The sequence below is a fragment of the Acidovorax sp. GW835-FHT14G06 genome, from assembly GCF_058793595.1.
This window is the reverse complement of the sequence record NZ_JBXAGA010000005.1, coordinates 157,236-183,795: the sequence shown is the minus strand read 5'-3', so window position 1 is coordinate 183,795 and position 26,560 is coordinate 157,236. Positions and strand designations below refer to the sequence as shown.

24 protein-coding genes are annotated in these 26,560 nt (G+C 62.2%); all 24 read left to right on the top strand.

What is annotated here, in order from left to right:
• The first annotated feature begins 267 nt into the window (after positions 1-267).
• The 24 genes from gspD to AC1Q64_RS10130 all read left to right on the top strand — a co-directional run bounded on the left by gspD (position 268) and on the right by AC1Q64_RS10130 (position 26,559).
• Positions 268-2,445 (top strand): type II secretion system secretin GspD, encoded by a 2,178-nt coding sequence (gene gspD, locus AC1Q64_RS10245; RefSeq protein ID WP_492251256.1) that lies wholly within the window; start codon positions 268-270, stop codon positions 2,443-2,445.
• A gap of 91 nt (positions 2,446-2,536) precedes the next feature.
• Positions 2,537-2,974: a hypothetical protein gene (locus AC1Q64_RS10240; protein WP_492251255.1), complete on the top strand. Its 438-nt coding sequence runs from the start codon at positions 2,537-2,539 to the stop codon at positions 2,972-2,974.
• Positions 2,975-3,163: 189 nt separating this feature from the next.
• Complete coding sequence (locus AC1Q64_RS10235) at positions 3,164-4,135, top strand: hypothetical protein (RefSeq protein WP_492251254.1); 972 nt, start codon at positions 3,164-3,166, stop codon at positions 4,133-4,135.
• A gap of 290 nt (positions 4,136-4,425) precedes the next feature.
• On the top strand, positions 4,426-5,403 hold the full coding sequence (locus tag AC1Q64_RS10230) for a lactonase family protein (RefSeq protein WP_492251253.1): 978 nt from the start codon (positions 4,426-4,428) through the stop codon (positions 5,401-5,403).
• Between the two features lie 129 nt (positions 5,404-5,532).
• On the top strand, positions 5,533-6,342 hold the full coding sequence (locus AC1Q64_RS10225; RefSeq protein WP_492251252.1) for a peptidylprolyl isomerase: 810 nt from the start codon (positions 5,533-5,535) through the stop codon (positions 6,340-6,342).
• An 85-nt stretch (positions 6,343-6,427) separates the two neighbouring features.
• Positions 6,428-7,405 (top strand): glycosyltransferase family 2 protein, encoded by a 978-nt coding sequence (locus tag AC1Q64_RS10220; RefSeq protein ID WP_492251251.1) that lies wholly within the window; start codon positions 6,428-6,430, stop codon positions 7,403-7,405.
• 2 nt (positions 7,406-7,407) lie between these two features.
• A complete protein-coding gene (locus AC1Q64_RS10215; protein WP_492251250.1) occupies positions 7,408-8,631 on the top strand; it encodes a glycosyltransferase family 4 protein in 1,224 nt (407 codons plus the stop codon).
• Positions 8,631-9,551 (top strand): NAD-dependent epimerase/dehydratase family protein, encoded by a 921-nt coding sequence (locus AC1Q64_RS10210; RefSeq protein ID WP_291434007.1) that lies wholly within the window; start codon positions 8,631-8,633, stop codon positions 9,549-9,551. Before AC1Q64_RS10215 ends, AC1Q64_RS10210 begins: the two co-directional genes overlap by 1 nt.
• 59 nt (positions 9,552-9,610) lie before the next feature.
• A complete protein-coding gene (locus tag AC1Q64_RS10205; RefSeq protein WP_291434005.1) occupies positions 9,611-10,372 on the top strand; it encodes an ABC transporter permease in 762 nt (253 codons plus the stop codon).
• Between the two features lie 3 nt (positions 10,373-10,375).
• Entirely contained in the window at positions 10,376-11,596 is a 1,221-nt protein-coding gene (locus tag AC1Q64_RS10200) for an ABC transporter ATP-binding protein (protein ID WP_492251249.1), read from the top strand.
• On the top strand, positions 11,578-12,486 hold the full coding sequence (locus AC1Q64_RS10195) for a lysophospholipid acyltransferase family protein (RefSeq protein ID WP_291434002.1): 909 nt from the start codon (positions 11,578-11,580) through the stop codon (positions 12,484-12,486). Before AC1Q64_RS10200 ends, AC1Q64_RS10195 begins: the two co-directional genes overlap by 19 nt.
• Positions 12,483-13,475, top strand: a complete 993-nt coding sequence (locus AC1Q64_RS10190; RefSeq protein WP_492251248.1) for a methyltransferase domain-containing protein — start codon at positions 12,483-12,485, stop codon at positions 13,473-13,475. Before AC1Q64_RS10195 ends, AC1Q64_RS10190 begins: the two co-directional genes overlap by 4 nt.
• A gap of 24 nt (positions 13,476-13,499) precedes the next feature.
• Entirely contained in the window at positions 13,500-14,138 is a 639-nt protein-coding gene (locus AC1Q64_RS10185; protein WP_366827604.1) for an acyltransferase, read from the top strand.
• Positions 14,138-14,842, top strand: a complete 705-nt coding sequence (locus AC1Q64_RS10180; RefSeq protein WP_492251247.1) for a lytic transglycosylase domain-containing protein — start codon at positions 14,138-14,140, stop codon at positions 14,840-14,842. The genes AC1Q64_RS10185 and AC1Q64_RS10180 overlap by 1 nt, the downstream gene beginning before the upstream one ends.
• A 199-nt stretch (positions 14,843-15,041) precedes the next feature.
• A complete protein-coding gene (locus AC1Q64_RS10175) occupies positions 15,042-16,145 on the top strand; it encodes a glycosyltransferase family 4 protein (RefSeq protein WP_492251246.1) in 1,104 nt (367 codons plus the stop codon).
• A 76-nt stretch (positions 16,146-16,221) separates the two neighbouring features.
• On the top strand, positions 16,222-17,112 hold the full coding sequence (argB, locus tag AC1Q64_RS10170) for an acetylglutamate kinase (protein WP_291433995.1): 891 nt from the start codon (positions 16,222-16,224) through the stop codon (positions 17,110-17,112).
• A gap of 160 nt (positions 17,113-17,272) precedes the next feature.
• The gene (locus AC1Q64_RS10165; RefSeq protein ID WP_492251245.1) at positions 17,273-17,965 is read left to right on the top strand and encodes a response regulator transcription factor; all 693 of its coding nucleotides are present in this window, start codon (positions 17,273-17,275) and stop codon (positions 17,963-17,965) included.
• Positions 17,966-18,041: 76 nt separating this feature from the next.
• Positions 18,042-19,493, top strand: a complete 1,452-nt coding sequence (locus AC1Q64_RS10160; protein ID WP_492251419.1) for a sensor histidine kinase — start codon at positions 18,042-18,044, stop codon at positions 19,491-19,493.
• 208 nt (positions 19,494-19,701) lie between these two features.
• Entirely contained in the window at positions 19,702-20,364 is a 663-nt protein-coding gene (slmA, locus tag AC1Q64_RS10155; protein ID WP_492251244.1) for a nucleoid occlusion factor SlmA, read from the top strand.
• Between the two features lie 149 nt (positions 20,365-20,513).
• Positions 20,514-21,242: a TetR/AcrR family transcriptional regulator gene (locus tag AC1Q64_RS10150; protein WP_056059414.1), complete on the top strand. Its 729-nt coding sequence runs from the start codon at positions 20,514-20,516 to the stop codon at positions 21,240-21,242.
• A gap of 4 nt (positions 21,243-21,246) precedes the next feature.
• Positions 21,247-23,043 (top strand): acyl-CoA dehydrogenase C-terminal domain-containing protein, encoded by a 1,797-nt coding sequence (locus tag AC1Q64_RS10145; protein WP_492251243.1) that lies wholly within the window; start codon positions 21,247-21,249, stop codon positions 23,041-23,043.
• A gap of 45 nt (positions 23,044-23,088) precedes the next feature.
• The gene (locus AC1Q64_RS10140) at positions 23,089-23,526 is read left to right on the top strand and encodes a DUF2147 domain-containing protein (protein WP_492251242.1); all 438 of its coding nucleotides are present in this window, start codon (positions 23,089-23,091) and stop codon (positions 23,524-23,526) included.
• 67 nt (positions 23,527-23,593) lie between these two features.
• Positions 23,594-26,017: a 3-hydroxyacyl-CoA dehydrogenase/enoyl-CoA hydratase family protein gene (locus AC1Q64_RS10135; RefSeq protein ID WP_492251241.1), complete on the top strand. Its 2,424-nt coding sequence runs from the start codon at positions 23,594-23,596 to the stop codon at positions 26,015-26,017.
• 32 nt (positions 26,018-26,049) lie between these two features.
• The gene (locus tag AC1Q64_RS10130) at positions 26,050-26,559 is read left to right on the top strand and encodes a DUF4442 domain-containing protein (RefSeq protein ID WP_492251240.1); all 510 of its coding nucleotides are present in this window, start codon (positions 26,050-26,052) and stop codon (positions 26,557-26,559) included.
• The last annotated feature ends 1 nt before the right edge of the window (position 26,560 follow it).

The following is a 26,560-nucleotide window of genomic DNA, read 5'->3' as shown; positions in this document are numbered from 1 at the left end:
TTACATCTTATGAACATTCGGCCTTCCATTCTTTTGCTGGCGTTGCTAGCCGCAGGCTGTGCCAACACACAGAATGGTCCCGCTTCAGGTGCGGCACCCCTACACGTGCCTTCTTCAGCGGTGCAGGATGCTGCAACAACTGGCATGGCCCCAGCCGGCAAGGGCGAAGCGCCAGCGCCGGTGTCCGCTGTGGCCGAAACCCAGCCCGCGACTGCCATAGGGGCGCCAAAAGAGCCTGATACCAAACGGAAAGAAACAGGCTCCAGGTTGTTCCCTGGAGACGACGGGCTCTTCAAGCGCAGCATTGCGCCACGCGTAGACCCCGTTTTGGCTCAGGGCGACAAGGTCGCCTTGAACTTCGAGAATGTTACTGTGGCCAATCTGGCTACAGCATTGCTGGGCGATCTGCTCAAGCTCAACTACACCATTGACGCTGGTGGTGACGCGGTGGTGAGCTTGCACACTCGCCAGCCGCTGCTGCGCAGCCAGGTGCTTGATGTGCTGGACGCAGTCCTCTTGCCCCACGATCTGGCTATCGTCCGTGATAACGCAGGTGTGTATCACGTCACCAAGCGCACGGTCACCCTGGGTGCGCGGCCGGTAGTCGGCGCTTCCAATTTAAAGGATCTGTCGGGCTCGGGCACGGTCATTGTGCCGCTGAATCACATCGCGGCCGCCGAAATGGCCAAGATCCTGGCTCCCATCTCTCCGAAGGAAGCCATCGTCTACGTGGACAGCATGCGCAACCTGCTCGTGCTGCAGGGCAGCAAGGCCCAATTGGGCGGATGGCTGGAGATGGTGGAAGCCTTTGACGTGGACTTCCTCTCCGGCATGTCGCTGGGGGTGTTCGTACTGGAAAACGCCAACGTCAATGTCGTGCGTGACGCATTGCAGGCCATGCTGGGATCGGATAAATCCGCTGACCCCTATGGCGGCGCCAGCCCTGCAGCGCCCGCGGGCGCGGCCCCTGGTGCCAGCGGTAGCGCTGCGGCGGGTGCTGCATCGGCGCAGGCGACCGGCCCTCTGGGCGGGCTCATCCGTGTATTTCCGGTTGAACGGCTCAACGCCCTGGTGGTGGTCACCCCCCGCGCTCACCTGCTGACCCAGGTCGAAACCTGGGTGCGGCGTCTAGACCGCCCCACCGACACGCTGGAGGCCAGCCTGTTTGTCTACCCCGTGCAAAACGGCTCGGCCTTGCAACTGGCAGAAATGCTCAACGGTCTGTTTGGCGGTCAGTCCTCGCAGGCCAAGTCGGGCGGCGGCGTAGCGGGCGGCTCCGCTCCGACGCAATTCACCCAGGGTGCGGGCGCGGGTAGCGCCGGTTTTGGCTCTGGCAGCACAGGCAGCACCAACCCCTTTGGGGGCGGCAGCGTAGGGGGGGGCTCCAGCACCGGTACGGGCTCTGCGGGTGGCTCAAGCTTCCAGGCCATGGCAAACAACATTAACAAGGCCTCGCCCAACAACACCTCGCTCACGTCCGCCAGCCAGCTGGACGGCAATGTGCGTGTGGTGGCCGATGAAAAGCGCAATGCCCTGCTCATCCGAGCCCCGCGCACCGAGTACCGCCGCATCGAGCAGGCGCTGCGCGAGCTGGACAAGGCGCCGTCCCAGGTGCTGATCGAAGCCAGCATTGTGGAAGTCAGCCTCACGGGCAACCTGCAATATGGGGTGGAATGGTTTGTACAAAACAGCCTCTCGGGCGGCCGGGAGGGGCAGGCGCTGCTAAACCTCAACAAAACGGGGGACATTGGACCCAAGCAGCCCGGCTTCTCCTACACCATTCTCAACAAGGCGGGGGTCGTGCGCGCCACGCTCAATGCCCTGGCCGAAAAATCCCAGGTGCGCCTGCTGTCCAGCCCCTCGGTGCTGGTGTTGAACAACCACAACGCCACCATCCAGGTGGGCCAACAGCAGCCCATCAAGAGCTCCACTTCAGTCACCACTGGCAATCTGGTGACTGAATCCATTGTCTACAAAGACACGGGCGTGATGCTGTCCGTCACGCCCTCGGTCAATGCGGGAGGCTTGATCACCCTGGACATTTCACAACAGGTGACCGATGTGGGCGACCTAGATACCGCCACGGGCCAGCGGGCGTTCCTCACGCGCCAGATCCAGACCCGAGTGGCCGTGCGCTCCGGCGAGCCCATCGTGTTAGGGGGCTTGATCCGTGAAAACGACACCACCGGCCGTAGTGGGGTGCCCCTGCTCTCCAGCATCCCAGTGGTGGGTGCCCTGTTTGGCAACACCACCAACAACAACAACCGCACCGAACTGCTGGTGTTGATGACGCCCCGCGCGCTAGAAGACGATGATGCTCTGCGCAGCGCCAGCGCCGAGATGCGTCAGCGCATGCGCAGCATGTCCTTGCAGTCGGCGCCGTCCCTGGACCGTGGGGTACCCGTGCCCGCGGCACTGCCAGCGCAAACCCCCCTGCAACGCTGAGCCCAGCGCTGCAGCGACCACAATCTAGTAGATAGCCACTACGTACAGGGGGCGAGTGCTTTGTTTGCCCCAATTTTCTAGGAGAATATGCATGAAATTGCCTATGTTTCAACGCCGTCGCGTGCTGAGCTACTTGGCAGCGCCTGCCATTGCAGTTCTGGCGGCCGGGCTGGTGGGTTGCGCCAGCGGCCCGTCGCCCGCCAAAGACCGCGAGGTTCTGTTGCAGCGAGCCCAGGAGTTCTGGAAGTCGGTGCAAGACAACGACCCAGTGACGTCTTGGAAATATGAGGAGTTGTCCAAAAAACCCGGTTGGACGCTGCAAGCCTACTTAAAGCGCGAAGGCATTCTTTACCAGGCAGTGCGTGTGCTGGAGGTTCGTTCGCTGGAGGGCGACCGGGCCGTGGTCGATGTTAAAGTCACCTACTCCATACCGTTGATCCGCATGATGGACCAGGAGGTCGTCTTGAAGGATGAATGGGTGCGGGTAGATGGGCTGTGGTATCACGCAGAGCGCAAGGGCATTCTTTGAGGGGTGCGATTGCGAGTGTGATCCGTTGTGTTACTGCAACAAAACAACAGTGAAAAAAATGAAAGTGATGCAAGGATTGAAAACCCTGTGCTCACGGGCTAAGATACTCGCAGCCCAAACGGTTTGACGGATGGGTTGCACAGCCCGCAAGGGTGGGAAGCTTCCTTCTTTTTTCTAAGGACATTTAAGATGAAAAAATTTGCTCTGGCAGCCGTTGCGGCAGCTGCGCTGACGGCTGGTGTGGCTCAGGCTTATACGGTCGGCACGTTCTCCAACGGCCTGGTGGTTCCTAACGTGATCCACAATGGCGCTGCCAACACGACCGCTGTCGGTCTGGTGAATCAATCCGGCCGCACGATCCCCGTGTTCTGGACTTGGTTCGACCAAAATTCCAACCACGGTGTGGACGGCTGCTTCCCCATGACCAACAAGCAGTACACTGGCTTCAACTGGGCTACTGCTTCCGGCGTTGGCATGGAAGGCAAGCGCGGTTACCTGGTGTTCGCGGTGGGTTCGGGCGGTGCTGCTCTGACGGCCGCTACTGCTTGCGCTCCTGCAAACGCCACCTTGGCCACGCAAGCTGATGCAGCTACCTCCGGTCAACTGGCTGGTAACGCATTCTATGTTGACGTCGCTGGCAAGAGCGTGGCCTTCACGCCCGTCATCGACGGTCCTCTGACCCTGGCCGCTGGTACCAACCTGTCGACCATGGACGCTCTGAGCCTGACCAATGTGGCTGGCGCTGCAACGGTGGCTGCTACGACTCAACTGTCGCTGCGTTACTTCATCGACGGCACCGCAAACAGCGGTAACGACACTCGCATCACCGTGTGGTCCACCGGTGACCAGCGCGGTACGCACACTGTCAACATCTATGACAACGCGCAAAATCGTCAATCCGTGAACTTCCCGTTGGCTGAAAGCGAACTGTCGTGGTTCGATCCAGAAACCATCGCTGGTCGCCCTGCAGCGTTCCTGGACGGTATCATTGAATGGAACCCAGGCGTGGCTCCAGCTAACGCTCCTGTGGCTCCTGCTCTGGTCGGTCCTCTGCTGTCCGCTGGTGGCGGTTCTGTGATTGCTTACTCCACCATCGTGGCTCCTGCCTTTGGTGCTGTGCAAACGCTGCTGGGCGCACACCGCCTGTCCGCCGCGTTCTAATGACTTGATGGCGCGGCTTGCTGCGCCATCGAAGCTTAGACTGGGTAGTCTTGTGCTACCCTCAAAACAAATAGCGCCTTTGGCGCTATTTGTTTTGGTGTGTCGGAAATAGGAAACTTGGAATGATATTGGGACGCCCTTTGCAGGTGGTTGTAACCACCCTTGCTGCGCTGCTGCTTGCAGCCTGTCAGACTGCGCCTGTACCAGCTCAAGGGGGGCTGTCGGGTGCTGCCTCCAGCAATCGTGAGTCTTCGGTGGTGCAGCCTGCTCGCACGGCGATTGACGTCAACATGGCCTGGGGTGGTGAACTGCGCTGTGGTGCTGCAGGTTGCCGACTGGTGGCGGTGGAGCATGAAAAGAGCACGGTGGTGCTCTATGAGGTGCAGGGGCGTCAGGCGCGGTTGCTGGACAAGCAATCCGTGGCCTACCACCCCGACAGTGCCATCTGGCTCACCGACGACCTGGTGGTCGCGGCGGTGGAAAACAGCTTCAGCCTGGATGTGTTCCGTGTGGTGCAGGGGCGCTTGCAACCCCTCCGTCAGATTCCTATCGGGATTTCGCCTCGTGATGTGGTGCTGGTGCAGGCGTCGGAAGGGCGCTTCCTTCTGTTGGCCACGCCTTACACGGGAAAGGAGGTTGTCTGGGTTGACTATGCCCCAGACCAGCCAGAGGAGGCCACGCGGGTGCAGCGCGCGAAGTGGTGTGAGGCACCGTGGCATCCCGTGCGTGTGCAGCGGGTGCCTGGCGCGCCTGCCGGCGGGGTGGTGGCCGCTTGTCTGGACGAAAAGCGCGTGGTATTTGTGCCAGAGGATAATTTCCAGGGGCCTGCGCGCAATTTGTTGACGGTGCCTGTGGAGACTCGCATCATCCCGCGCCAGACTCGCCCATCGCCTTCTGGTCGCTGGCTGTATGTGGCGCTGGAAACGGGCGGTCGTAATCTGCGTTTCAATATGGACAGCGGGGAACTTCAGTGGATAGTGGCCCCTCAACCTGTGGGAACCGTGAGTGTCTTGCCGCTGACTGACGATCTGGTGATCTGGGCAATGGATTCGCGTTTGGCCTTGCAACGCCTGGATGCCGATGGCTCGGTGCAGGAGACTCGCTGGCTGCCGCTGGATGGTTTTGCCACAGGTTTGCAATTGGTCGATGCCGATGCGGACGGCGTGCAGGACCTCGTAGTCTATAACTCTGCCGCGCTGCCCAAAAAAATGGGCATCGAAATTATCTATGGGCCGCTGTGGGAACAGGCGAAGCCCCACATGCCGTAAACAGGACGAAAAGATATGAAGCTGAAATTCAAGTACTTGGCTGCTGCTGTGTTGTGTATGTCGCTGGCTTCTTCCTGGGCCCAGGTGACAGCGGGCAAGCCACTGGCGCGCTTGGCCAATGGCGAGGTGGTGAGCGAACAGGACCTGTCGGACTACCTGGACAGCCGAATCGATCTTAGGCAAATTGCGCGCAATGCCTGGGGGGTAGAGGGTGTTGTCCAGGAAATGGCCATGACCCGAGTGCTGGTGCTCGAAGGGGGGCGGTTGGGTTTGCCGCGCAGGGGTGAGGGTGCGCCCAAGCGCTTTGACGATGTTTATGGTCTGGCGGTCTACAAAAAGCAGGCGCCCGCCTGCGAGGCTCCGGTCAACGAACAGGAGGCGCGCAAATACTTCGATTCGCACCCGCAAGCGTTTGTGGTCCCAGCGCAAGCGCGAGTGGAACGCATAATCTTGCCGGCAGCAACGGAGATCGGCGGCGGGTCGGCCATGGCTTGGCTGCAGGATCAGGCCCGTGCAGTGATATCGGGTAAGCGCAAGTTTGGTTTGGTAGCGATGCGCGCGAAGGGCGAGTATTCGCTGGATGCGCAGGGCGATCTGGGGTGGATCACGCTGGATGGAGATCACACCATCATGCGCGCCTTGAAGACGGTGAAGGCTGGTGAGTTGCTGGGGCCGGTGCAGGACGACGAATTTGTCTACCTGTTCTCGGTACTGCAAAAGCGCGAGGCGCGCCAATTGTCGTGGGACGAAGCCAAGTCTTTTGCTGCCACCCGTGCAGTGAGCTACTGCCGCGAAGAAGCGCAAACCCAGATACGTACGGATTTGTTCAAGCGCTACGGCGTGGAGATTGATCGAGCAGCCATCCGTGAACTGATGGCCAAGGCCAATAGCGCTGCGGCAAAGGCTGACGACAAGGGGGAAGCGAAGCCTCAGCAGTAGTTCCTTGTCTGCGCTGTATAGGTCCTTGCAGGCGGATTTGTTAGACTACCGGGTTTGCCTTTTCTAGGACTTGCTGTTGCATCGCATGGCTGATATTCGAGCGTCTGTATTAATACCAGTCAAAAATGGCGGGCCCTTACTGGGCGATGTGCTGGAGGCGGTGCTGGCCCAGCAGGCACCGTGGCCCTTTGAAGTGATCGTGGTGGACTCTGGCTCGTCGGATGGCTCCGTCGAGTTGGCGCGCCACTATGGCGTGCGCGTTGAGACCATTCCCGCAGCGGAGTTCGGTCACGGGCGAACACGTAACTTTCTGGCGTCGATGGCTTCGGGTGAGTTTCTGGTATTTATCACACAGGACGCACGGCCCGCCAGCCCGCAATGGTTGGCCAACATGGTGCAGGGCTGCGATTCTGATCCTGCAATTGCGGGAGCTTTCGGCCCGCATCGGGCTCATCCCCACGCCCGCCACGTCACGCACTGCGAGCTGAACCAGCACTTTGCCGGTTTTGGCGACAAGCTATCGGTGGTGCGCCTGGAAGACCGCGCCCGTTTTGCGGCCGACCCCGGTTATCGGCAGTGGTTGCATTTCTTTTCCAGCAACAACTCGTGTATCCGTCGTTCGGTATGGGCGCAGTTGCCCTTGCCCGAAGTGGCTTTTGCCGAAGATCAGACCTGGGCCTTGCGCGCCATTGAGGCGGGCCATGCCAAAGCCTTTGTTCCCGATGCGGTGGTGTACCACTCGCACGATTTCGGCGTGTGGGAAACGTTGCAACGCAATTTTGACGAGGCGCGATCATTCAACCTCTATTTTGGCTACCGCATCCAGGATCACCTGCCCCAGGCACTGCGGTCGGCCGCGCATTTGGCCAAGCGGGATCTTGCGTGGTTGCGCAGCGGTGGCTTGCGCGGGTGGCGATTGTTCAAGAATGCAGGGTACATGGCGTGCATTGAGCTGGCTCGTGTGGTGGGGCAGTACCTGGGCACGCGCCATGACCGTCTGCCCGCCTGGCTGTTGCGCTCGGTGTCGCGCGATGAGCAATTGCAGCGTGCAGGGGCAGCCTGACCATGGCATTGAACCTGAAGAAGAAAATCTGGCGCGTGAAGGAGATGGTGCGCAAGGAAGGGGTGGTCCCTGCCCTGCGTGCCGTGGTACGCCGCCTGCGCCAGGGGCCCGGCCGGTATGTCGACGTTTTCCGGCATTACGACTTTGCACTGCCTTATGCGCTGCATGCCTTGCCGGGCGAGGCCAGGGTGGGAACCCTTCTGTGGTTTATCCCCGATTTCAACCTGGGCTCGGGAGGGCATCTCAATATTTTCCGCACGATCTGGCATCTGGAGCAGATGGGCTACACGTCCACCATCGTGATCGGCAAGCCCGTCATGCACCAGAACGCAGACGAGGCGCGTGACGAAATACGCGAGCATTTTTTCCCATTGCAGGCCGAGGTGCTGCTGGGGCTGGACCAACTGCCTCCTTGCGAGTTTGCCCTGGCCACGGGCTGGGACACGGCCTATGCCGTGCGGGCATTCGCGGGCGCCCAGCACAAACTGTATTTCGTGCAGGACTACGAGCCCCATTTTTACCCGGTGGGGTCAGAGTCGGTGCTGGCCGAGAACACCTACCATTTCGGATTCTTTGGCATCACGGCTGGTGGCTGGCTGGCGCAGAAGCTGGCGCAGGAATACGGCATGACCACCCATCCGGTGGGTTTTGGTGTGGAGCTGGAGCGTTACCGCCGCCTGCCCCGGCGCGAGCCGGAAATCCGCAGGGTGTTCTTCTATGCCCGCCCTCCTACGCCCCGGCGTGCGTTTGAACTGGGCCTGCTGGTGCTGAATGCCGTCTGGGAGCGTTTGCCCGATGTGCAGTTTGTGCTGGCGGGCTGGGACACGGCGGGCTACCACATTCCGTTTCCGCACCTGAATTGCGGCACGTTGGCGCTGGACGATCTGCCTGACCTCTACAGCCAGTGCGATGTCGCGCTGGTGCTGTCGCTCACCAATGCATCGCTGCTTCCTCTGGAGCTGATGTCAAGCGGCTGTGCCGTGGTGTCCAACAGGGGGGCCAACGTGGAGTGGCTGCTCAACGATGATGTGGTGATGCTGGCGGAGTCATCGCCCGAAAAGCTTGCAGACGCTGTGTGTGTCTTGCTGGAGGACAATGCGCGGCGCCACGCCATGAGCCAGCGTGCCGAGGCGTTTGCCCGAAGCCAGACCTGGGATGCCGTGGCCCGTGATTTCGAAGTGGGCTTGCAGCGCGCCCGTGCGCAGAAACCGCGAGGTGAATCCTGATGCGTTGCGCCATTCTGGGCGGTGCTGGCTTCCTGGGGCGCCACATCGGACGCTCCTTGGCGGTCGAGGGCATGGCGGTGTGGTCGGTGGACCGGATGCTGCCGCAACCGGGAAGTGCCCCCTGGCTGGCGGGTGAGGTGCAAGCGGATTGTTTTGACTTGGCCTCCTGGTGGGACAGAGTAGGCGGTGCGGATGTGATCGTTCATCTGGCTTCGTCCACCGTGCCCGCCACGGCGAGTGAAGACCCAGTGCAGGACGCGCAGACCAACCTGGTGGGCACCCTGCGCCTGTTGCAGGCGCTGCGCCAGAAGGAGGCTCGCCCCAGGCTGTTGTTTGCCTCGTCGGGCGGAGCCGTGTATGGGCGGCCGCAATTTGTCCCGCTGAGCGAAGCGCACCCGACCATGCCTATGGGAGCTTATGGTGCCACCAAACTGGCGATTGAGCACCATTTGCGTATCGAGGAGACGCAGCATGGCCTGCCATGCCGCATCTTGCGGCTAAGCAATCCTTATGGCGAGTGGCAGCAGCCCCATGGAGTGCAAGGCGTGATTGCAGTTTTTGCCCACAGGGCATTGCATGGTCAGCCGTTAGACGTGTGGGGCGATGGCTCCGTGGTGCGAGATTTTGTTTATGCGGCCGATGTGGGGCACGCATTTGTATGTGCAGCGCGCCACGAGGGGCCGACGCGGATCTTCAACATTGGTGGTGGTACGGGACACAGTGTGAACGACATCATCCATACCCTGGAGCAGTTGTTGGGCAAGACTATAGACCGGAGAGTTTTTCTGGCGCGTCCGTTTGACCCTCCGGTCAATGTGCTGGACATCCAACGTGCCCGGGAGGAACTGCTGTGGGCCCCGGCGATGGCTTTTGAGGAGGGCGTGGCCAAGTCTGTGCAGTGGCTGCGGACGGTGCCATGACGCGCCCAGAATCCTCTGTGACAGCAGTGTCTTCGGCGGCTCCCAGGAGCGCGCGCCAGTTGTGGGTTCTGTGGCGGTACTGGATGGTGCGGGAGTTCAAGACCCGTTATGCTGGGTCGGTGCTAGGGTTTGCCTGGGCGTTTGTTCAGCCCTTGGCTTCCCTGGCGATCTTCTATGTGCTGTTTGGCTTGGTGCTCGCCGTGCGGGTGCCCGGGCTTGATGTGAACAACGGCTATCTGTTGCACCTGCTGGCGGGGCTGGCTGTTTGGCTTCCGTTCACTGATGCCATCGGTCGAGGCGTAGGGTGCTTGGCCGCATATGAAGACTTTTTGCGTAAGCAACCCATGCCTGCAGAGATTCTGCCCGCTGTGTCGGTCGGGGGGAGTCTGCTGGTTCTGTGCATTGGATACGGGCTGTTGCTGGTGCTGTCGGTAGTGCAGGGCGTGGGGCCCTATGCGTCGCTCGCATGGCTGCCTGCTTTGGTGCTGGCCCAGATTGCGCTGACCTATGGTCTTGCTTTGTTGCTCAGCATGGCGCATTTCCTGTGGCGCGATGTGGGGTCCATGGTGGCTTTTGGCTTGCAGCTGTGGTTTTACGTGACGCCCATCGTGTATCCGCTGTCGCAGGTGCCGGAGCAGTTTCATCGTTGGTTCTTGTTCAATCCACTGGCCTGTTTGGTGTTGATGGTGCAGGGAACCGTGCTGCATATGCCTGTGCCTCCAGGTACACCAGTGGCTTTGGCGGTGTGGGTGGTGCTGCTCGGCGGTGGTGGGTGGTGGTTCTTCCGTTCGATGAAGTCCGCGCTGGGCGAGGCCTTGTAAATCATGACTATCCGCTTTGAGGGTATCGAGAAAACCTACATGGTGTATGCCCGTCCTCAGGACAGATTGTGGGAGTGGGTGACACGTAGCCAGCGCCACCGGGTGCATGTGGCACTGACCGGTATCGATTTTGAGGTGAAGTCCGGCGAGACGTTCGGGCTGATCGGCGAGAACGGCGCAGGCAAAAGCACCCTGCTGAAGATAGCTGCGGGCACCATCCGGCCTACGTGCGGGCAGGTGACGCAAGAGGGGCGTGTGGCTGCACTTCTGGAACTCGGCGCCGGTTTTCATCCCGAGGAGTCGGGCTATGACAACATCCGTTTCATGGCTGCCCTCCATGGGTTGGAGGGGCATGCCATGGAGGAATTCATCGTCCGGGCAACAGCCTTCTCTGAGCTGACAGAGGAGACGCTGGAGCGCCCTGTGAAGACCTATTCATCTGGCATGTTCATGCGTTTGGCATTTGCTGCCGCGACGGCCATCGATCCCGACGTATTGATCGTGGATGAGGCCCTCTCTGTGGGGGATCTGCATTTCCAGAAAAAGAGCCTGAACCGCATTCTGGAGCTGCGTGAACGTGGTGCGACGGTCCTTTTTTGTTCCCACAATCTGTACCAGGTGCGAAGCCTGTGCCAACGCGCCGCGTGGATTCATGGCGGGCGGATACAGGCTATTGGAGCGACCGAGGACGTGGTGACTGCCTACGAATCGCATGAACGGCGTCGGTATGCGCATCTGCGTGTCGAGTCGAATGAGATCGTAAAAAAAGACGATGCTGAACAGCCGAGTGCACCGTTGTCGGCGCTGGCGCTGGTGAAGATCGGGGGGCTGACCATCGAGACCGGGGATGGGGTCAATCCTGCGCAGGTGGACTCGTTTCAGGATATGTCAGTGGAGATCGTGATCGAGTCTTACGCCGATGCGCCATTTCATGTGCTGTTTGCCATCGTCCGTCCGGACAAGGACAATGTGTTTGGCACTAGTACGCAGTTCCGGGCGGAAGAGAAGCCGCTCCAGGGCGTCGGCACTCACCGGATTCGCATGCGATTTCCTCGGTTGTCTTTGCTGTCTGGGGAATACCTGTGGAGTGTGTATGTTCTGGATGATTCAGGCATCCAGGTTCTGGACATGGCAGAGCTGATTCAGCCCTTTACCGTGCTAAACCAAAAACACCGAGAGTTTGGTGTGACCTGGCTCGAGCATGAATGGGTATTGGTGGAATGACGCGTGATTGGTCTCTGGACCTGCTATTTCCCTCTATTGCTCGTGTGCCCACGACCTTGCCATGGCGGCTGGCCAGACGGATAGGTCGCGAATCCCCCTCGGAACGTGAACATCTACTGCGCTGGCTGGAAAGCCTTTTTGCTCGGGTGTTCCCGCATGCCACGGACGCTGAGTACGCCCAATGGGCAAAGGCTCATCTGGCCATGCTGGCCCAGGAGATGGTGGACGCCATGGCGTTCCACCGTCTGGGCCGCTGGGGGGGGCCTGCTATCGATCTGCAAGGGGCTGAGTATGCGAAAAGCCTGACCCGCCAGGGCAAGGGGTTCATCTTGGTGCTCAATCACTTCGATCGGATACTGACCGCGCCGGTAGCGCTCGCCCGAGTGGGGGTCGCCACCAATGTCCTGACGATGCCAGTGCTTGACAATGCAGAGCTTCAGTCGGCGCAGCGTCGATTTCTGCTGCGAAAGATACGCGGCTATACCCAGGTCACTGGGGGAAGATGGCACACCACGAGTGACGGCCTGCGCCCGGTGCACGAGAGCCTGCGGGCGGGCCAGGGGTGGGTGATTTTGGCCGACGCATGGCGACCCGAGTTTGGTCGTTTGCGTGGTCATCCTTTTTTAGGGGGGGCGCTGAATCTGCCCACCGGCATAGAGCGCCTGGCTCAGTCCACGGGTGTTCCATTGCTGCATGCGGTGACATATTCGCGAAGCCCGGCCCACCTGGAGGTGGTTGTCGAGCGGCTGCCGGACAATCCTGGGAAGGCTATTGATACCGTCGTTCAACGCCTGGAACAGGACGTAATAGCCAGGCCCTGGGCATGGTGGCATTGGGGATTATGGGATCAGATGTGGCAGCCGACATCAGGAGCGGAGGGGAATCTATGACCAACGTTGAGCGCTACGACTACGCTTTCGAGCCAGACGGGCAGGAGTGGGCGGCACGGATCTTACGTCGTGTTCCGCCGGATGGCGGCTCGGTCTTGGAGTTGGGCCCGGGTCCTGGCGCCATGACCCGTGTCTTGTTGGCGCGCGGGCATCGGGTGACTGTGGTGGAAAACGACCCCGAGGCTTTGGAGGTCCTCAAGACGCTAGGGGTGGAAGTCATCCCCGGGAATCTGGACAGCGCGGACTGGTTGGAAGCGCTCGCTGGTCGGCGTTTCGATGCGGTGCTGGCCTGCGATGTGTTGGAGCATCTCAGAAAACCCGAGGATGTGCTGCATCGTTTGAGCGAGTTTGTCACCCCCATGGGGCGCTTGGTGATTTCTGTCCCCAACATTGCTTATGCAGGTGTGGTGGCGGCGATGCGCAATGGTATTTTCGATTATTCAGACAAAGGGCAACTGGACAGAACCCATGTTCGGTTCTTTACCAAGCGCAGCATCGAAAAGGCGCTGCTGGACTGCGGGTGGGCGCCCAGGGTCTGGGAGGCCAACCGGGTGCCGGTGGAGTGCAGTGAGTTCGCTTGGTACTGGAGTTCGCTGTCAGGTGATCAGCGCCAGGCGCTGCTCGCTGGCTGGCAGGACTTCGACGTGTACCAGTGGATGGTGGTGGTGACCCCGTCAGTGGATGCATCGGCCTGGGAGTTGATTGAGACCCGTGGTATCGCAGACAAGCTGCGTGATGATTTGCAGGCTCTGACGGTGGTTCATCAGCGCGAGCGCGCGTCACTACTTGAGCACCAGAAAGCCTTTTCTGAAGCCAAAGAAATCATCGGTCAGATGCAGCTCGAAATTAATGAGTTGCGCACCGAGATGGAGATCTTGCGCGCGCAAAAGAAGGTGGTGGAGGCGGACTTGGCGGCCAAAATGGTCGAGGCAGAGTCTCGCGAGAGTGTGTGGTTCGGACGTTTGCGTCGGCTCGTGGGCCGAGCCTGAGCCGAATGTCATGGTGGGGCAAATATGTTGCTAGGGGTTCCTGATTTCACGCTTGCGCATGCCGGTGTGGATGTTCTCGGCGCAGATTGTCGAATCGATCCCTCCGTGTCTGTAATGCGCTTTGGCCAGCGTTCAGGGGTGTTGTGTCTAGCCGACGGAGTCAGTCTGTATTCGCACACGCGCCTGGTACTGGGCGACGTAGTGGCTGATCCCCTCGTGGGAATCCGTATTGGTGCTCGTACCATTGTGAATGTGGGGTGCTACCTCTCAGGGGAAGGGGGGCTTGATATTGGTGAAGATGTGTTGATTGGTCCCCATGCCAAGCTCCTGTCTGCGGGGCACGCTATTGACGAGGGAGATGCGATCATTGCGCGCAATCGGATCACCCGCGCAAAAATCACGGTGGAAGATGGGGCTTGGATAGGGGCTGGCGCTATAGTTTTGGAAGGTGTGACCATTGGCCGTGGTGCTGTGGTGGCTGCGGGGGCGCTGGTTCGGCAGGATGTCCCCGCCGGGATGGTAGCCGCCGGAATGCCTGCTCGGCTGATCCGGTCACGGCGTGGAGACGCCTGGCCCGAGCCCCAGGCGCACTCGGTCGGGTTTCTGCGGGTCTGGTCTCGCCTGAAAAGCGTGGGGCACGGCGTGCTGCATCGAGGACGATGATGAGTAAAGTGGATTGGCTGCAGGTGGAGGCGGGTAGTTGGCTGCGGGTGATACTTCGTCTGCGTTGTGCAGCGCTGTCCGTTGTATTGTGGGGCGCCTTGCATCCCGCAGCCAAGGCAGACGCCGTATGGGAGTTTGTGGATGGAGATGGGGTGGTGCACATGGGCAATGGGTCCCCTCCGTCTGCCTCCAGAGGCGTTAAATGGCTCGGCCGGATCCCATCCGTCAAGGCCGATACGGTTGTCAAGGGTAAGGGGCGAGACCCCTCTGCGCTGCAGTTTCCTGGCTATGACGCTGCTAAGCCTCACCTAGAAGCTGCTGCCCTGGCGCAGTCGCTGGACCCCGCATTGGTGATCGCCGTTGCGGCTGCGGAGTCAGCGTTTAACGAGAAGGCCGTTTCGCGCAAAGGTGCTCTGGGCCTGATGCAGGTGATGCCTGCCACCGCCGAGCGCTATGGCGTTGCGGCCCGTCCTGCATCAGAAGGGGAGCATGTAGCCATGGAGCCTAAGGTGAATGCGCAGATTGGAAGCCGTTACCTAGCAGATCTGTTGCGCATGTTTGACGGCGACAAGGAGCTGGCTTTGGCCGCCTACAACGCGGGCGAGGGGGCCGTAATGAAGTATGGGCGGCAGATTCCCCCTTACCCGGAAACGCAGCAATATGTCGCAAAAGTAATGCGTTTATATCGTGCGCTGCTTCGGTAGCGAGTGGGCCGGATCCGCGTTCACTCTTGCATTTCCTGTTCAAAGCTCCTGTGCGATAGCTTGTGAGTAGTTGCTCGTCACTTCCTTTCGCAATGAGCGCCTCATTTTGCGCATCGCGCGTCAATAGATGGTCACGCCGTGCCTTGGCTAGTGCTTTGTCGCAGGTATATGCGCTGAGTGCGGGTACGATCAGCTGCTCATGATCTGGTTGTCTGTGGTGGCATTTATCGTCGCAGCGTTGGCTGCAGGGTACATCGTGCGATGGATGCGCAGCCACGCTTCCGTGTACGGCAATGGCATGCCTCAGCGGTTTCATCTGGGGGATGTTCCTCGCTTGGGAGGGGCTGCCCTCCTCGTGGGAATTGGTTGCAGCTGGGGACTGGGGGTACTGCAGTCTCTTCAGTGGGGAGATCCGGGCTCACTCAAGCTCGGGGCATGGGTGGGCGGCTGGCTGGTGGTGTTGCTGCCTGCCGCCATAGGAGGCATTGCAGAGGACATGACCCAGCGTCTTTCCGTCCGGTACAGGCTGATCCTGACCGGCGCATCAGGTGTCTTGGCTGTGGTTTTGTTGAATCTGACCCTACCCCGCATCGGCTGGCCCTGGCTCGACGCTGTCCTGGTTGCCGCTCCCTGGCTTGGCATCGCCATTGTTGTGCTGGCAGTCGCAGGCCTGCCCCATGCCTTCAATATCATCGACGGCTACAACGGGCTGGCGGGAATGGTTGCCTTGATCGTGTGCCTGGCCTTGGCGCACGTGGCACTGCAGGTGGGGGACCGGGCGCTGGCTGCGCTGCTGGTGTCCACTGCCGCAGCCACAGGCGGTTTTTTGGTCTGGAACTACCCGCGCGGCATGTTGTTTGCCGGAGATGGGGGGGCCTATGTGTGGGGCGTGGTGATCGCCATGGCCAGCATCTCGCTGGTGCAGCGCAATGCGGACGTATCACCCTGGTTTCCTATGCTGCTGCTGATCTACCCGGTGTGGGAGACGATCTTTTCCATTTACCGCAAGGCGGTACGGGGTGTTTCTCCTGGTGTGGCCGATGCGCTGCATTTCCACCAGCTCATCTACCGCCGCATTGTGCGCGGAGTGTTTCACGATGATGAGTCCCGCCGGGTGCTCATGCGCAACAACCGTACGTCGCCTTATCTGTGGGGTTTCACGCTGCTGACGGTGGTGCCTGCAGTGCTGTTCTGGAACAACACGCCCCTGCTCATGGCGTTTTGTGGGCTTTTTGTGGTCAGCTATGTCATGGCCTACCTGGCCATCGTGCGGTTCAAAGTGCCTAACTGGCTGCGCCACTGACCACTTCTTGTGTTCGCGAGCCCGGCGAATGCGGCACAATTTGCGCCTCACAGTTTTCTCCGGATGGCACGCCTCCATGACCGACCTTCTTTCGATTGCCCCGCGCGACAAGGCTGAAATCCTGGCCCAGGCGCTGCCCTACATCCGCAAGTTCCATGGCAAGACCATGGTGATCAAGTACGGCGGCAACGCCATGACGGACCCGGCCCTGCAGGCCGACTTTGCCGAAGACGTGGTGTTGCTCAAGCTCGTGGGCATGAACCCGGTGGTGGTGCACGGTGGTGGCCCGCAGATCGAGACTGCGCTCAACCGTCTGGGCAAGAAGGGCGAGTTCATCCAGGGCATGCGTGTGACCGATGCCGAGACCATGGAAGTGGTCGAATGGGTGCTGGCCGGTGAGGTGCAGCAGGACATCGTGGGTCTGATCAACCAGGCCGGCGGCAAGGCTGTGGGTTTGACGGGCCGTGATGGCGGCATGATCCGCGCTCAGAAGCTCAAAATGGTGGACAGCAAGGACCCCAGCATCGAACACGACGTGGGCCAGGTGGGCGACATTGTCTCCATCGACCCCAGCGTGGTGAAGGCGTTGCAGGACGATGCCTTCATCCCCGTCATCAGCCCCATCGGCTTTGGCGAGAACAACGAGAGCTACAACATCAATGCCGACGTGGTGGCCAGCAAATTGGCAACGGTGCTGCGGGCCGAAAAGTTGATGCTGCTGACCAACACACCGGGCGTGCTGGACAAGGCGGGCAACCTGTTGACGGACCTGACGGCCCGCCGCATTGACGAGCTGTTTGCCGACGGCACCATCTCGGGCGGCATGCTGCCCAAGATCGCGGGCGCGCTGGATGCAGCCAAGGCGGGGGTCAACGCCGTGCACATCATCGATGGCCGTGTGCCCCATGCCATGCTGCTGGAGATCCTGACCGAGCAGGCCTACGGCACCATGATTCGTAGTCATTGAGATGCTTCCCCTGAGCCGCTTGGCGTTCTCCCCCCCTCACGCTGCGAGGGAGGGAGACGCAGCCGGCGCGGCGGGGTGGCCCTTGCGTGGCCCCCGCTGCCCTGGATCGCGCTAGTTGCAGGCCACATGGGTGGTATCCGTTGCACAAGGTCACTGAAAAATGCGCCTGCTGTTGGTCGAAGACGATGTGATGGTGGCCAGCGGCATCAAGCTGGGGCTCACCGATGCGGGGTATGCGGTGGATTGGGTGGGCAGTGGTGAGCGGGCCGAAGAGGTGCTGCGCGCTGAGTCGTTTGACGCAGCCATCATCGACATCGGGCTGCCCGCCATGGATGGCCTGGAGCTGACGCGCCGCCTGCGCCGCCCTGACATGGCGAGTCCGGCCATGCCGGTGTTGATCCTGACCGCGCGCGATGCGCTGCACGACCGGGTGCAGGGGCTGGACCTGGGCGCGGATGACTACATGGTCAAGCCGTTTGAGTTGCCTGAGCTGCTGGCGCGCCTGCGGGCGCTGTTGCGCCGTTCTCAGGCCGCCACCACCGCTGTGCTGAGTTTTGGCCCCCTGGAGCTGGACACGGCCGGGCGCCGTGCCAGCATGCGCACGCCGTCGGGCGAGCAGGTCATCGAACTGGGCCCGCGCGAGTGGACGGTACTCGAATACCTGCTCATCAACGCCCCCAAGCCTGCCAGCAAAGACAAGCTCCTGCAGGCGCTGACTGGGTGGGACAAGGAGATCACGCCCAACGCGGTGGAGGTCTATGTCTCGCGCCTGCGGGGCAAGCTGGAACCCCATGGTGTGGCGCTGCGGTCCATACGGGGCTTTGGCTACCGGCTTGAACTGCAGGTAGCCTGAGCGGGAATTTTCCGCCCCACTTCGCCGCCTCGCCATGCTTTGGAAAAACCCCTCCCGGCGGCCCGGCCTGCGCGCCATGACGTCGGACCTGCGCACCCGGCTGCTGCTGATGCTGGTGCTGCCCCTGTGCGTATTGGTGCTGGCGGGGGTCTGGCTGGATTACCGGTCGGCCGATGAGGCGGCTGGCCAGCACGACCAGCGTCTGGTGCGGCTGCTTCCCGCGCTGGCCGATTCGGTGCTGGCGCCGCCCATCCACGACAACGACCCGCCGCTGCTGCTGCTTGCACCGCCCATCGAAGAGTTTTTGCGCCAGAACGCGGGCTTTGCGGCCTACAGCGTGCGTGACACATCGGGACGCCTGTTGCTCGGAGAGGGCTGGGTACACGGCGCAGTGCCCTCCACGCAGGCCCCGGAGTTCCACAGCGTGGAGTTCGGCGGGGTGACCTACCGGGTGGCGGCGCAACGCGGGCGCACGGGGGCGGGCGAACTGGTGGTGGCCCTGGCCGATGGGTCGGACCCCCGCCAGAAATGGGCGCAGCAACTGCTCCTGAGGGTGCTGCTGCCCAACCTCGTACTGCTGATTGCGGCCGGTTTTGCCATCCATTGGGCGGTGCGGCAGGCGTTCAAGCCGCTGGTGGGGCTGGCCGAGGCGGTGGAGCGCCGCTCGCCGCGCGATCTCAGCCCCATCGACGAGGCCGCTTCGCCCGACGAGGTGCGGCCTCTGGTGCACTCGCTCAACCGCCTGTTTGCGCTGGTCAACGCACAGGCCGAAGGGCAGCGGCGTTTTGTGGCCGACGCGGCGCACCAGTTGCGCACGCCGCTGGCGGGCTTGCAGGCCCAGGTGGAGGCCTGGGCCATGATGGCCAAGGCGGCAGCGCCGCCACGCACGTCTTTCCCGGACTTCGATAGAAAAATGCCGCTAGCGCATGAAGATCGTGCTCAGGGTGCTATTGTTTTAGGAGTTGATCAGATCGAGAAGCTGCGCAACGCCACGCGCCGCACCTCGCAGCTGGCGCACCAGCTGCTGGCGCTGTCCCGGGCTGACGCCCGCAGCCTGGACGCGCAGCCACCGCAGCGGGTGGACCTCAAGGACCTGTGCGAATCGCTGCTGGAAACCTTTTTGGACGCCGCCACCGGCAAGGGCCTGGACCTGGGGCTTGATGTGCAGCTGGTTCACGTGACAGGCCATGGCTGGCTGCTGCGCGAGTTGCTGTCCAATCTGGTGGACAACGCCATCAAATACACACCGCCCGGTGGAGTGGTCACCATCCGCTGCGGACTGCGCCAGGGGCGCGCGGGCCCGCCCCGGCCCTACGTGGAGGTGGAGGACGACGGCCCTGGCGTGCCCGAGGCCGAGCGCACCCGCGTATTGCAGCGGTTCTACCGCGTACCCGGCGCGGGAGGCGAGGGCACGGGTCTGGGCCTGGCCATTGCGGACGAGATTGCCCGGGTGCACCGCGCCGCACTGACGCTGGGCACGGGCCCACAGGGGCGCGGGCTGCTCGTGACGGTGGTGTTTCCTCTCTAGCCGTGCGTGGCCCGCAGGCTGTCCGGATCGGCCTGGGGCCTGTGCGAGAATCATTTCCACACACGATTGACTTGTGCAAACAGGTGGCGCCCCGGCCCCTCCTGGCTGCGGCAAGATGTGACATCGTGATCCACGCCCTGCCGTGATCCGACCATGCCCCGTGGCATGCGCTCCGGGAGCAGGGCCCCACCGGAGCCCCTTGTCCTGCATGTCTGAAATCTCGCCCCTCCCCGAGCCTGCCAGTACCGCCGAAGCGGGTGATGTTGTAGCTGCCCGCAAGCGGCCCAAGCCCGGAGAGCGGCGCATCCAGATCCTGCAAGCCCTGGCGGCCATGCTGGAGCAGCCGGGGGTCGAGCGCATCACCACCGCCGCGCTGGCCGCACGCCTGTCGGTCAGCGAGGCGGCGTTGTACCGCCACTTCGCTAGCAAGGCGCAGATGTTCGAGGGCTTGATCGATTTCATCGAGCAATCGGTGTTCACGCTGGTGCAGCAGATCACCGGGCGCGACGTGCCCGACCCCGCACAGCCTGCCGATGCGGGCGCTCGCCAGGCGGCGCGCATTGTGGCGCTGGTGCTGCAGTTTGGCGAACGCAACCCCGGAATGGTGCGGGTGATGGTGGGTGACGCGTTGGTGTTTGAGCACGAACGCCTGCAGCAGCGCATGAACCAGTTTTTTGACCGCATCGAATCCACCTTGCGCCAGTGCCTGCGGGCGACCACGGCAGCATCCAGCACACCCACGGTCGATGCCCAGGTGGCAGCCAGTGTGCTGACGGCCTTTGTGGTCGGGCGCCTGCAGGGCTATGCGCGCTCGGGGTTCCGGCGCCTGCCCACTGAGCATCTGGAAGCCAGCCTGGCGTTGATGCTGTAGCGGCTCGAGCCCTTGAGGCAGGGCGTCATGGAGGGGGTTGCGCGGCTGCAACGGCCGGTTTGGGTGGGTCTCCCTATTTTTTCCGGGGGCTTGGGGGCTGCGGGGAATTTGCTGCAGAATAGAACGAACGTTCGTTTTTATTCGTGTCCATGTCTTCCACCCCCGAATCCCGTCAGGTCACCCGCATCCCGCGCGCTCGCAGCGGTACCGGCCGCGCCCTGCAAAAAGGCCAGCAGACCAAGGCGGCCATCGTCGAGGCGGCGTTGGGCCTGGCCACCCACATCGGGCTGGAAGGCCTGTCCATCGGGGCGCTGGCCGACGTCACGGGTATGAGCAAGTCGGGCGTGTTCGCCCACTTTGGCTCCCGCGAAGAGCTGCAGATCTCCGTCATCCGCGAGTACCACACCCGTTTTGAGCAAGAGGTGTTCTATCCCGCTATGTCTGCCCCACGCGGCGTGGCGCGTTTGTCGGCATTGTTCGACAACTGGATGAAGCGCACCTCCATCGAAATCGACTCGGGCTGCATTTACATCAGCGGCGCGGTCGAGTTTGATGACCGCACCGGCCCAGTACGCGATGCACTCGCCAGCTCGGTGCTGACATGGCATGCCGCCATGCGCCGCGCCATCGAGCAGTGCAAGGAACTGGGCGAGCTGCGTGCCGACACCAAGGAAGAGCAGATGCTCTTCGAGATCCACGGCCTGATCCTCGCGCTGCACTACGAGGCGCGGTTCCTGCAGACCCCGGGCTCCATCGACCGGGCCGTCGTGGGCTTTCACAACATTCTGGCGCGTTACAGCGCGCCAACAGTGGCCGCCAAGGCACCCACAGTGGCGCGCCGCAAAGTTTCCAACCAAACCACCACATCCAAGGAGTAAACCCATGCCTACCTATACGCCGCCCCTGCGCGACATGCAATTCGTCATGCACGAAGTGCTCAAGGTCAGTGATGAATTCAAGGCGATGCCACCCCACGCCGAAGTGGATGTGGACACCATCAACGCCGTGATCGAAGAAGCCGGCAAGTTCGCCGCCGAAGTCGCGTTCCCGCTCAACATCAGCGGCGACACCGAAGGCTGCGTGCTCAACAAGACCACGCACGAAGTGAAGACCCCCACGGGCTTCAAGGACGCCTATGCCAAGTACGTCGAAGGCGGCTGGGCGGCGCTGAGCTGCGACCCCACCTACGGCGGCCAGGGTCTGCCCTTTGTGCTGAACCAGTGCCTGTACGAGATGCTGAACTCGGCCAACCAGGCCTGGACGATGTACCCCGGCCTGTCGCACGGCGCCTACGAGGCCCTGCACGCCCATGGCACCGACGCCCAGAAGGCCCTGTACCTGCCCAAGCTGACCAGCGGCGAATGGACCGGCACCATGTGCCTGACCGAACCCCATTGCGGTACCGACCTGGGCCTGATGCGCACCAAGGCCGAGCCTCTGCCTGACGGCACTTACAAGATCACCGGCAACAAGATCTTCATCAGCGCCGGCGAGCACGACATGGCCGCCAACATCGTTCACCTGGTGCTGGCCCGCCTGCCCGATGCGCCCAAGGGTAGCAAGGGCATCAGCCTGTTTGTGGTGCCCAAGTTCAACGTGAATGCCGACGGCTCGCTGGGCGAGCGCAACCCGATCTTCTGCACGGGCCTGGAGCACAAGATGGGCATCCACGGCAACGCCACCGCGCAGATCGCACTGGACGGCGCCATCGGCACCATGGTGGGCCAGCCCAACAAGGGCTTGGCTGCCATGTTCGTGATGATGAACGCTGCCCGCCTGGGCGTGGGCAACCAGTCGCTGGGCCTGACCGAAGTGGCCTACCAGAACGCACTGGCCTATGCCAAGGACCGCATCCAGTCGCGCAGCCTGTCGGGCACCAAGGCCAAGGATAAGGACGCCGACCCCATCATCGTGCACCCTGATGTGCGCAAGATGCTGCTCACGGCCAAGGCCTACGCCGAAGGCGGCCGCGCGCTGCAGATCTATTGCACGCTGCTGCTCGACAAGGTGCACAGCCACCCCGATGAAAAGGTGCGCAAGGACTCCGAAGAACTCGTCGCTCTGCTCACGCCCATCGTCAAGGCCTTCATCACCGACAACGGCCACATCAGCACCAACGCGTGCATGCAGGTCTTCGGCGGCCACGGCTTCATCAAGGAATGGGGCATGGAGCAGTACGTGCGGGACAACCGCATCAACATGATCTACGAAGGCACCAACACCATCCAGTCGCTGGACCTGCTGGGCCGCAAGGTGCTGGGCAATAACGGCGCCACGCTCAAGAAGCTGGGCAAGCTGATCGGCCAGCTGGTGGAAGAAGAGGGCGTGAACGAACGGATGGCCGAGTTCATCAACCCCGTGGCCATGCTGGGCGACCAGATGACCAAGTTCACCACCGAGATCGGCTTCAAGGGCATGCAAAACCCCGATGAAGTGGGCGCTGCCGCCGTGGACTACCTGCGCGTGGCCGGCCACCTGGTGTTCGGCTACCTGTTTGCCCGCATGGCCCAGGTGGCCTTGCGCGAAATCGCCGCTGGCAACACCGATCCGTTCTACGGCGCCAAGCTGCAGACCGCTCGCTTCTACTTTGCCAAGCTGTTCCCCGAAACCGCCACGCTGATGCGTACCGCACGTGCTGGCAGCAAGGTGCTGATGGACACCGATCTGGCCTTGGCCTGATTGGTGCCGGATGCGGATTTCAAGCCTTTTTGCCAGGGAGCGCACATGTTCAAAGCGGTAACAGCTATTGTTTTGGTAGCGGGTACGCTTCCGGCCTGGGCGCAGATGACGCCCGAAGGCCTGTGGCGCAACATCGACGACAAGACCGGTGAGGCCAAGGCCGAGATCCGCATCCGCGACATCGGCAGTGGCATGCTGCACGGAGCGCTGGAAAAGCGCCTGACCAAGGATGCCAAGCCTGACGATGTCTGCGACGAATGCTCGGACGACCGCAAGGGCAAGCCCATCCTGGGGCTGGAGATCATCCGTGGCGCCAAAAAGGCAGAAGGCAAAGAGGTGTGGGAGGGCGGCAAGATTCTCGACCCCGAGAATGGCCGCAACTACACCCTGCGCATGACCCCCATCGAGGGCGGCAAGAAGCTCGAAGTGCGCGGCTCGATCGGCCCGTTCGGCCGCACGCAAACCTGGATCCGCGTCCAGTAAACCCCATTCCCGTGGCCGCGCGCACCGCCAGAGGCGCTGCGCCGCGCCCCAACAAGGAACTCAACCCATGTCCCGATTCCAAGTGAAAAAAGTCGCCGTGCTCGGCGCAGGCGTGATGGGCGCGCAGATTGCCGCCCACCTCGTCAACGTGAAGGTGCCCGTGGTGCTGTTCGACCTGCCTGCCAAGGAAGGCCCGAAGAACGGCATCGTCACCAAGGCCGTGGAAGGCCTGAAGAAGCTCAAGCCCTCGCCCCTGGGCGTGGCCGACGACGCAGCGCTGATCCAGCAGGCCAACTACGAAGAGCACATGCACCTGCTCAAGGAATGCGACCTCGTGATCGAGGCCATTGCCGAGCGCATGGACTGGAAGCTCGACCTCTACACCAAGATCGCTCCCCACGTGGCCAAGCACGCCATCCTGGCGTCCAATACCTCGGGCCTGTCGATCACCAAATTGAGCGAAGTGCTGCCCGAGAGCATCAAGCCCCGTTTCTGCGGCATCCACTTCTTCAACCCCCCGCGCTACATGACGCTGGTGGAGTTGATCAACACCCCCACCACCCAGCCTGAAGTGCTGGACCAGCTTGAAGCCTTTGTGACCAGCGGCCTGGGCAAGGGCGTGGTGCGCGCGCACGACACGCCCAACTTCGTGGCCAACCGCGTGGGCATTGCCGGCATGCTGGCGACCATGAAGGAGGTCGAGAACTTCGGCCTGACCTACGATGTGGTGGACGACCTCACCGGCAAGAAGCTCGGCCGCGCATCGAGCGGCACCTTCCGCACCGCCGATGTGGTGGGCCTGGACACCATGGCCCACGTCATCAAGACGCTGCAGGACAACCTGAGCGGCGACGCTACCAAAGGGGCTGCACAGTACGACCCCTTCTACGAAAGCTTTGGCACGCCCGCCGTGCTGAAAAAGTTGCTGGAACTGGGCAATCTGGGCCAGAAGACCAAGGCCGGCTTTTTCAAGAAGGTCGGCCGCGACGTGATGCGCTTCGAGCTGGAAAGCGAAGAGTACGTGCCCGCTGGCCAGAAGGCCGACGAGGTATACGCCCGCATGCTCAAGAAGCCCGCCGCCGAACGCCTGCGCCTGCTGCGCAACGCCGAAGGCGCGCCCGGCCAGTTCCTCTGGGCCATCCTGCGCAACAGCTTTCACTACGCTGCCGTGCACCTGGGCACCATTGCCGACAATGCCCGCGACGTGGACCAGGCCATGCGCTGGGGCTTTGGCATGAAGCAGGGCCCCTTCGAGCTGTGGCAAGAAGCGGGCTGGCTCGAAGTCGCCAAGATGATCCAGGAAGACATCGACGCCGGCAAGGCGCTGTGCAAGGCGCCGCTGCCTGAGTGGGTCTTCAAAGGCCCCGTGGCCGAAGCCGGTGGCGTGCACACCGCGCAAGGTTCATGGAGCGCATCGCAGAACAAGTTTGTCCCGCGCCGCCAGCTGCCTGTGTACGAGCGCCAGATCTTCCCCGAGGCCCTGCTGGGCGAGACCGCTTTGCCCGATTGGCGTACCGCCGGTACGACCATTGCCGAGTCCAAGGCGCTGCGCACCTGGACGCTGGACGGTCAAATCCTCATCGCCAGCATCAAGAACAAGATGCACGCCATCAGTCCCGAGGTGATGGAAGCGCTGATGGAGGGCCTGGAGCTGGCCGAGTCCGAATACCAGGGCATGGTGATCTGGTCTGGTGACGCGCCGTTCAGCGTGGGCGCTGACCTGGAAGCCACCATGCCTGCGTTCATGGTCGGCGGTGCCGATGCGGTGGAAAGCATCGAGCAGGAACTGCAGAACCTGATGATGCGCATCCGCTATGCGCAGGTGCCTGTCGTCGCAGCCATCCATGGCATGGCGCTGGGCGGTGGCTGTGAGCTGGCCGTGTATTCGGCCAAGCGCGTGGCCCACATGGAAAGCTACATCGGCCTGGTCGAAGTGGGCGTGGGCCTGGTGCCCGGCGCCGGCGGCCTGACCTACATCGCTCGCCGCGCGGCCGAGAACATGGCAGCTTCCACATCCAAGGACATCCTGCCTTTCCTGACCGAAGGCTTCACCGCCGCCGCCATGGCCAAGGTGGGCACCAGCGCTCTGGAGTCGCGCAAGCTGGGTTACCTGCTGGACAGCGACGTGATCGTGCCCCACAAGGATGAGCTGCTGTTCGTGGCCATCAACGAAGCCAAGTCCATGGCCGCCAGCGGCTGGCGTGCACCGCACAAGCGCCTCTTCCCCGTGGCCGGCCGCAGCGGTCTGGCCACCATCAAGGCCCAGCTGGTGAACATGCGCGACGGCGGCTTCATCAGCGCCTACGACTTCAAGATCGGCGCCATGATCGCCGAGGTGGTCTGTGGGGGCGATGTGGACGCAGGTGCGCTGGTTAGCGAGGAATACCTGCTCACGCTGGAGCGCAAGGTGTTCTGCCACCTGATCGCCCAGCCCAAGACGCACGAGCGCATCCTGGGCATGTTGTCCACCGGCAAGCCGGTGCGCAACTGATCCGCGCGTCGATGGATCACCGGTTGACCGACATGAGCGAACACGCCCCCAACAAACTGCAGCGCTCGCTGATGCGCCTGGACGAGGCCCCCGCCTTCATGCGCGGCTTCGTTCAGAACATCATCCTGCGCCGGGCCGTGCCCTTTACCGGCACGGCCGGGGTGAAGTTTGTATCGCTCACGCCTGAGCGTGTCGAAGTGCATCTTGCCAACGAGCACCGCGTGCAAAACCACATCGGTGGCGTGCACGCCTCGGCCATGAACCTGCTGGCCGAAACGGCCACCGGCATGGCCGTGGGCATGAACGTGCGCGACGACTGCCTGCCGCTGGCCAAGGAGTTGTCCATGGCTTTCAAGAGGCGCGCCACGGGCGGACTCAAAGCCGTGGCCACGCTCACCGCCGAGCAGCGCGCCGCCATGCGGGCCAGCGACAAGGGCGAGGTGCAGGTGAAGGTCTCCGTGACCGACGAAGCCGGTGTGGAGCCGGTCGAATGTGTATTTACGTGGGCCTGGGTTCCTTCCAGCCGCCCCCCCAAGAATTGAA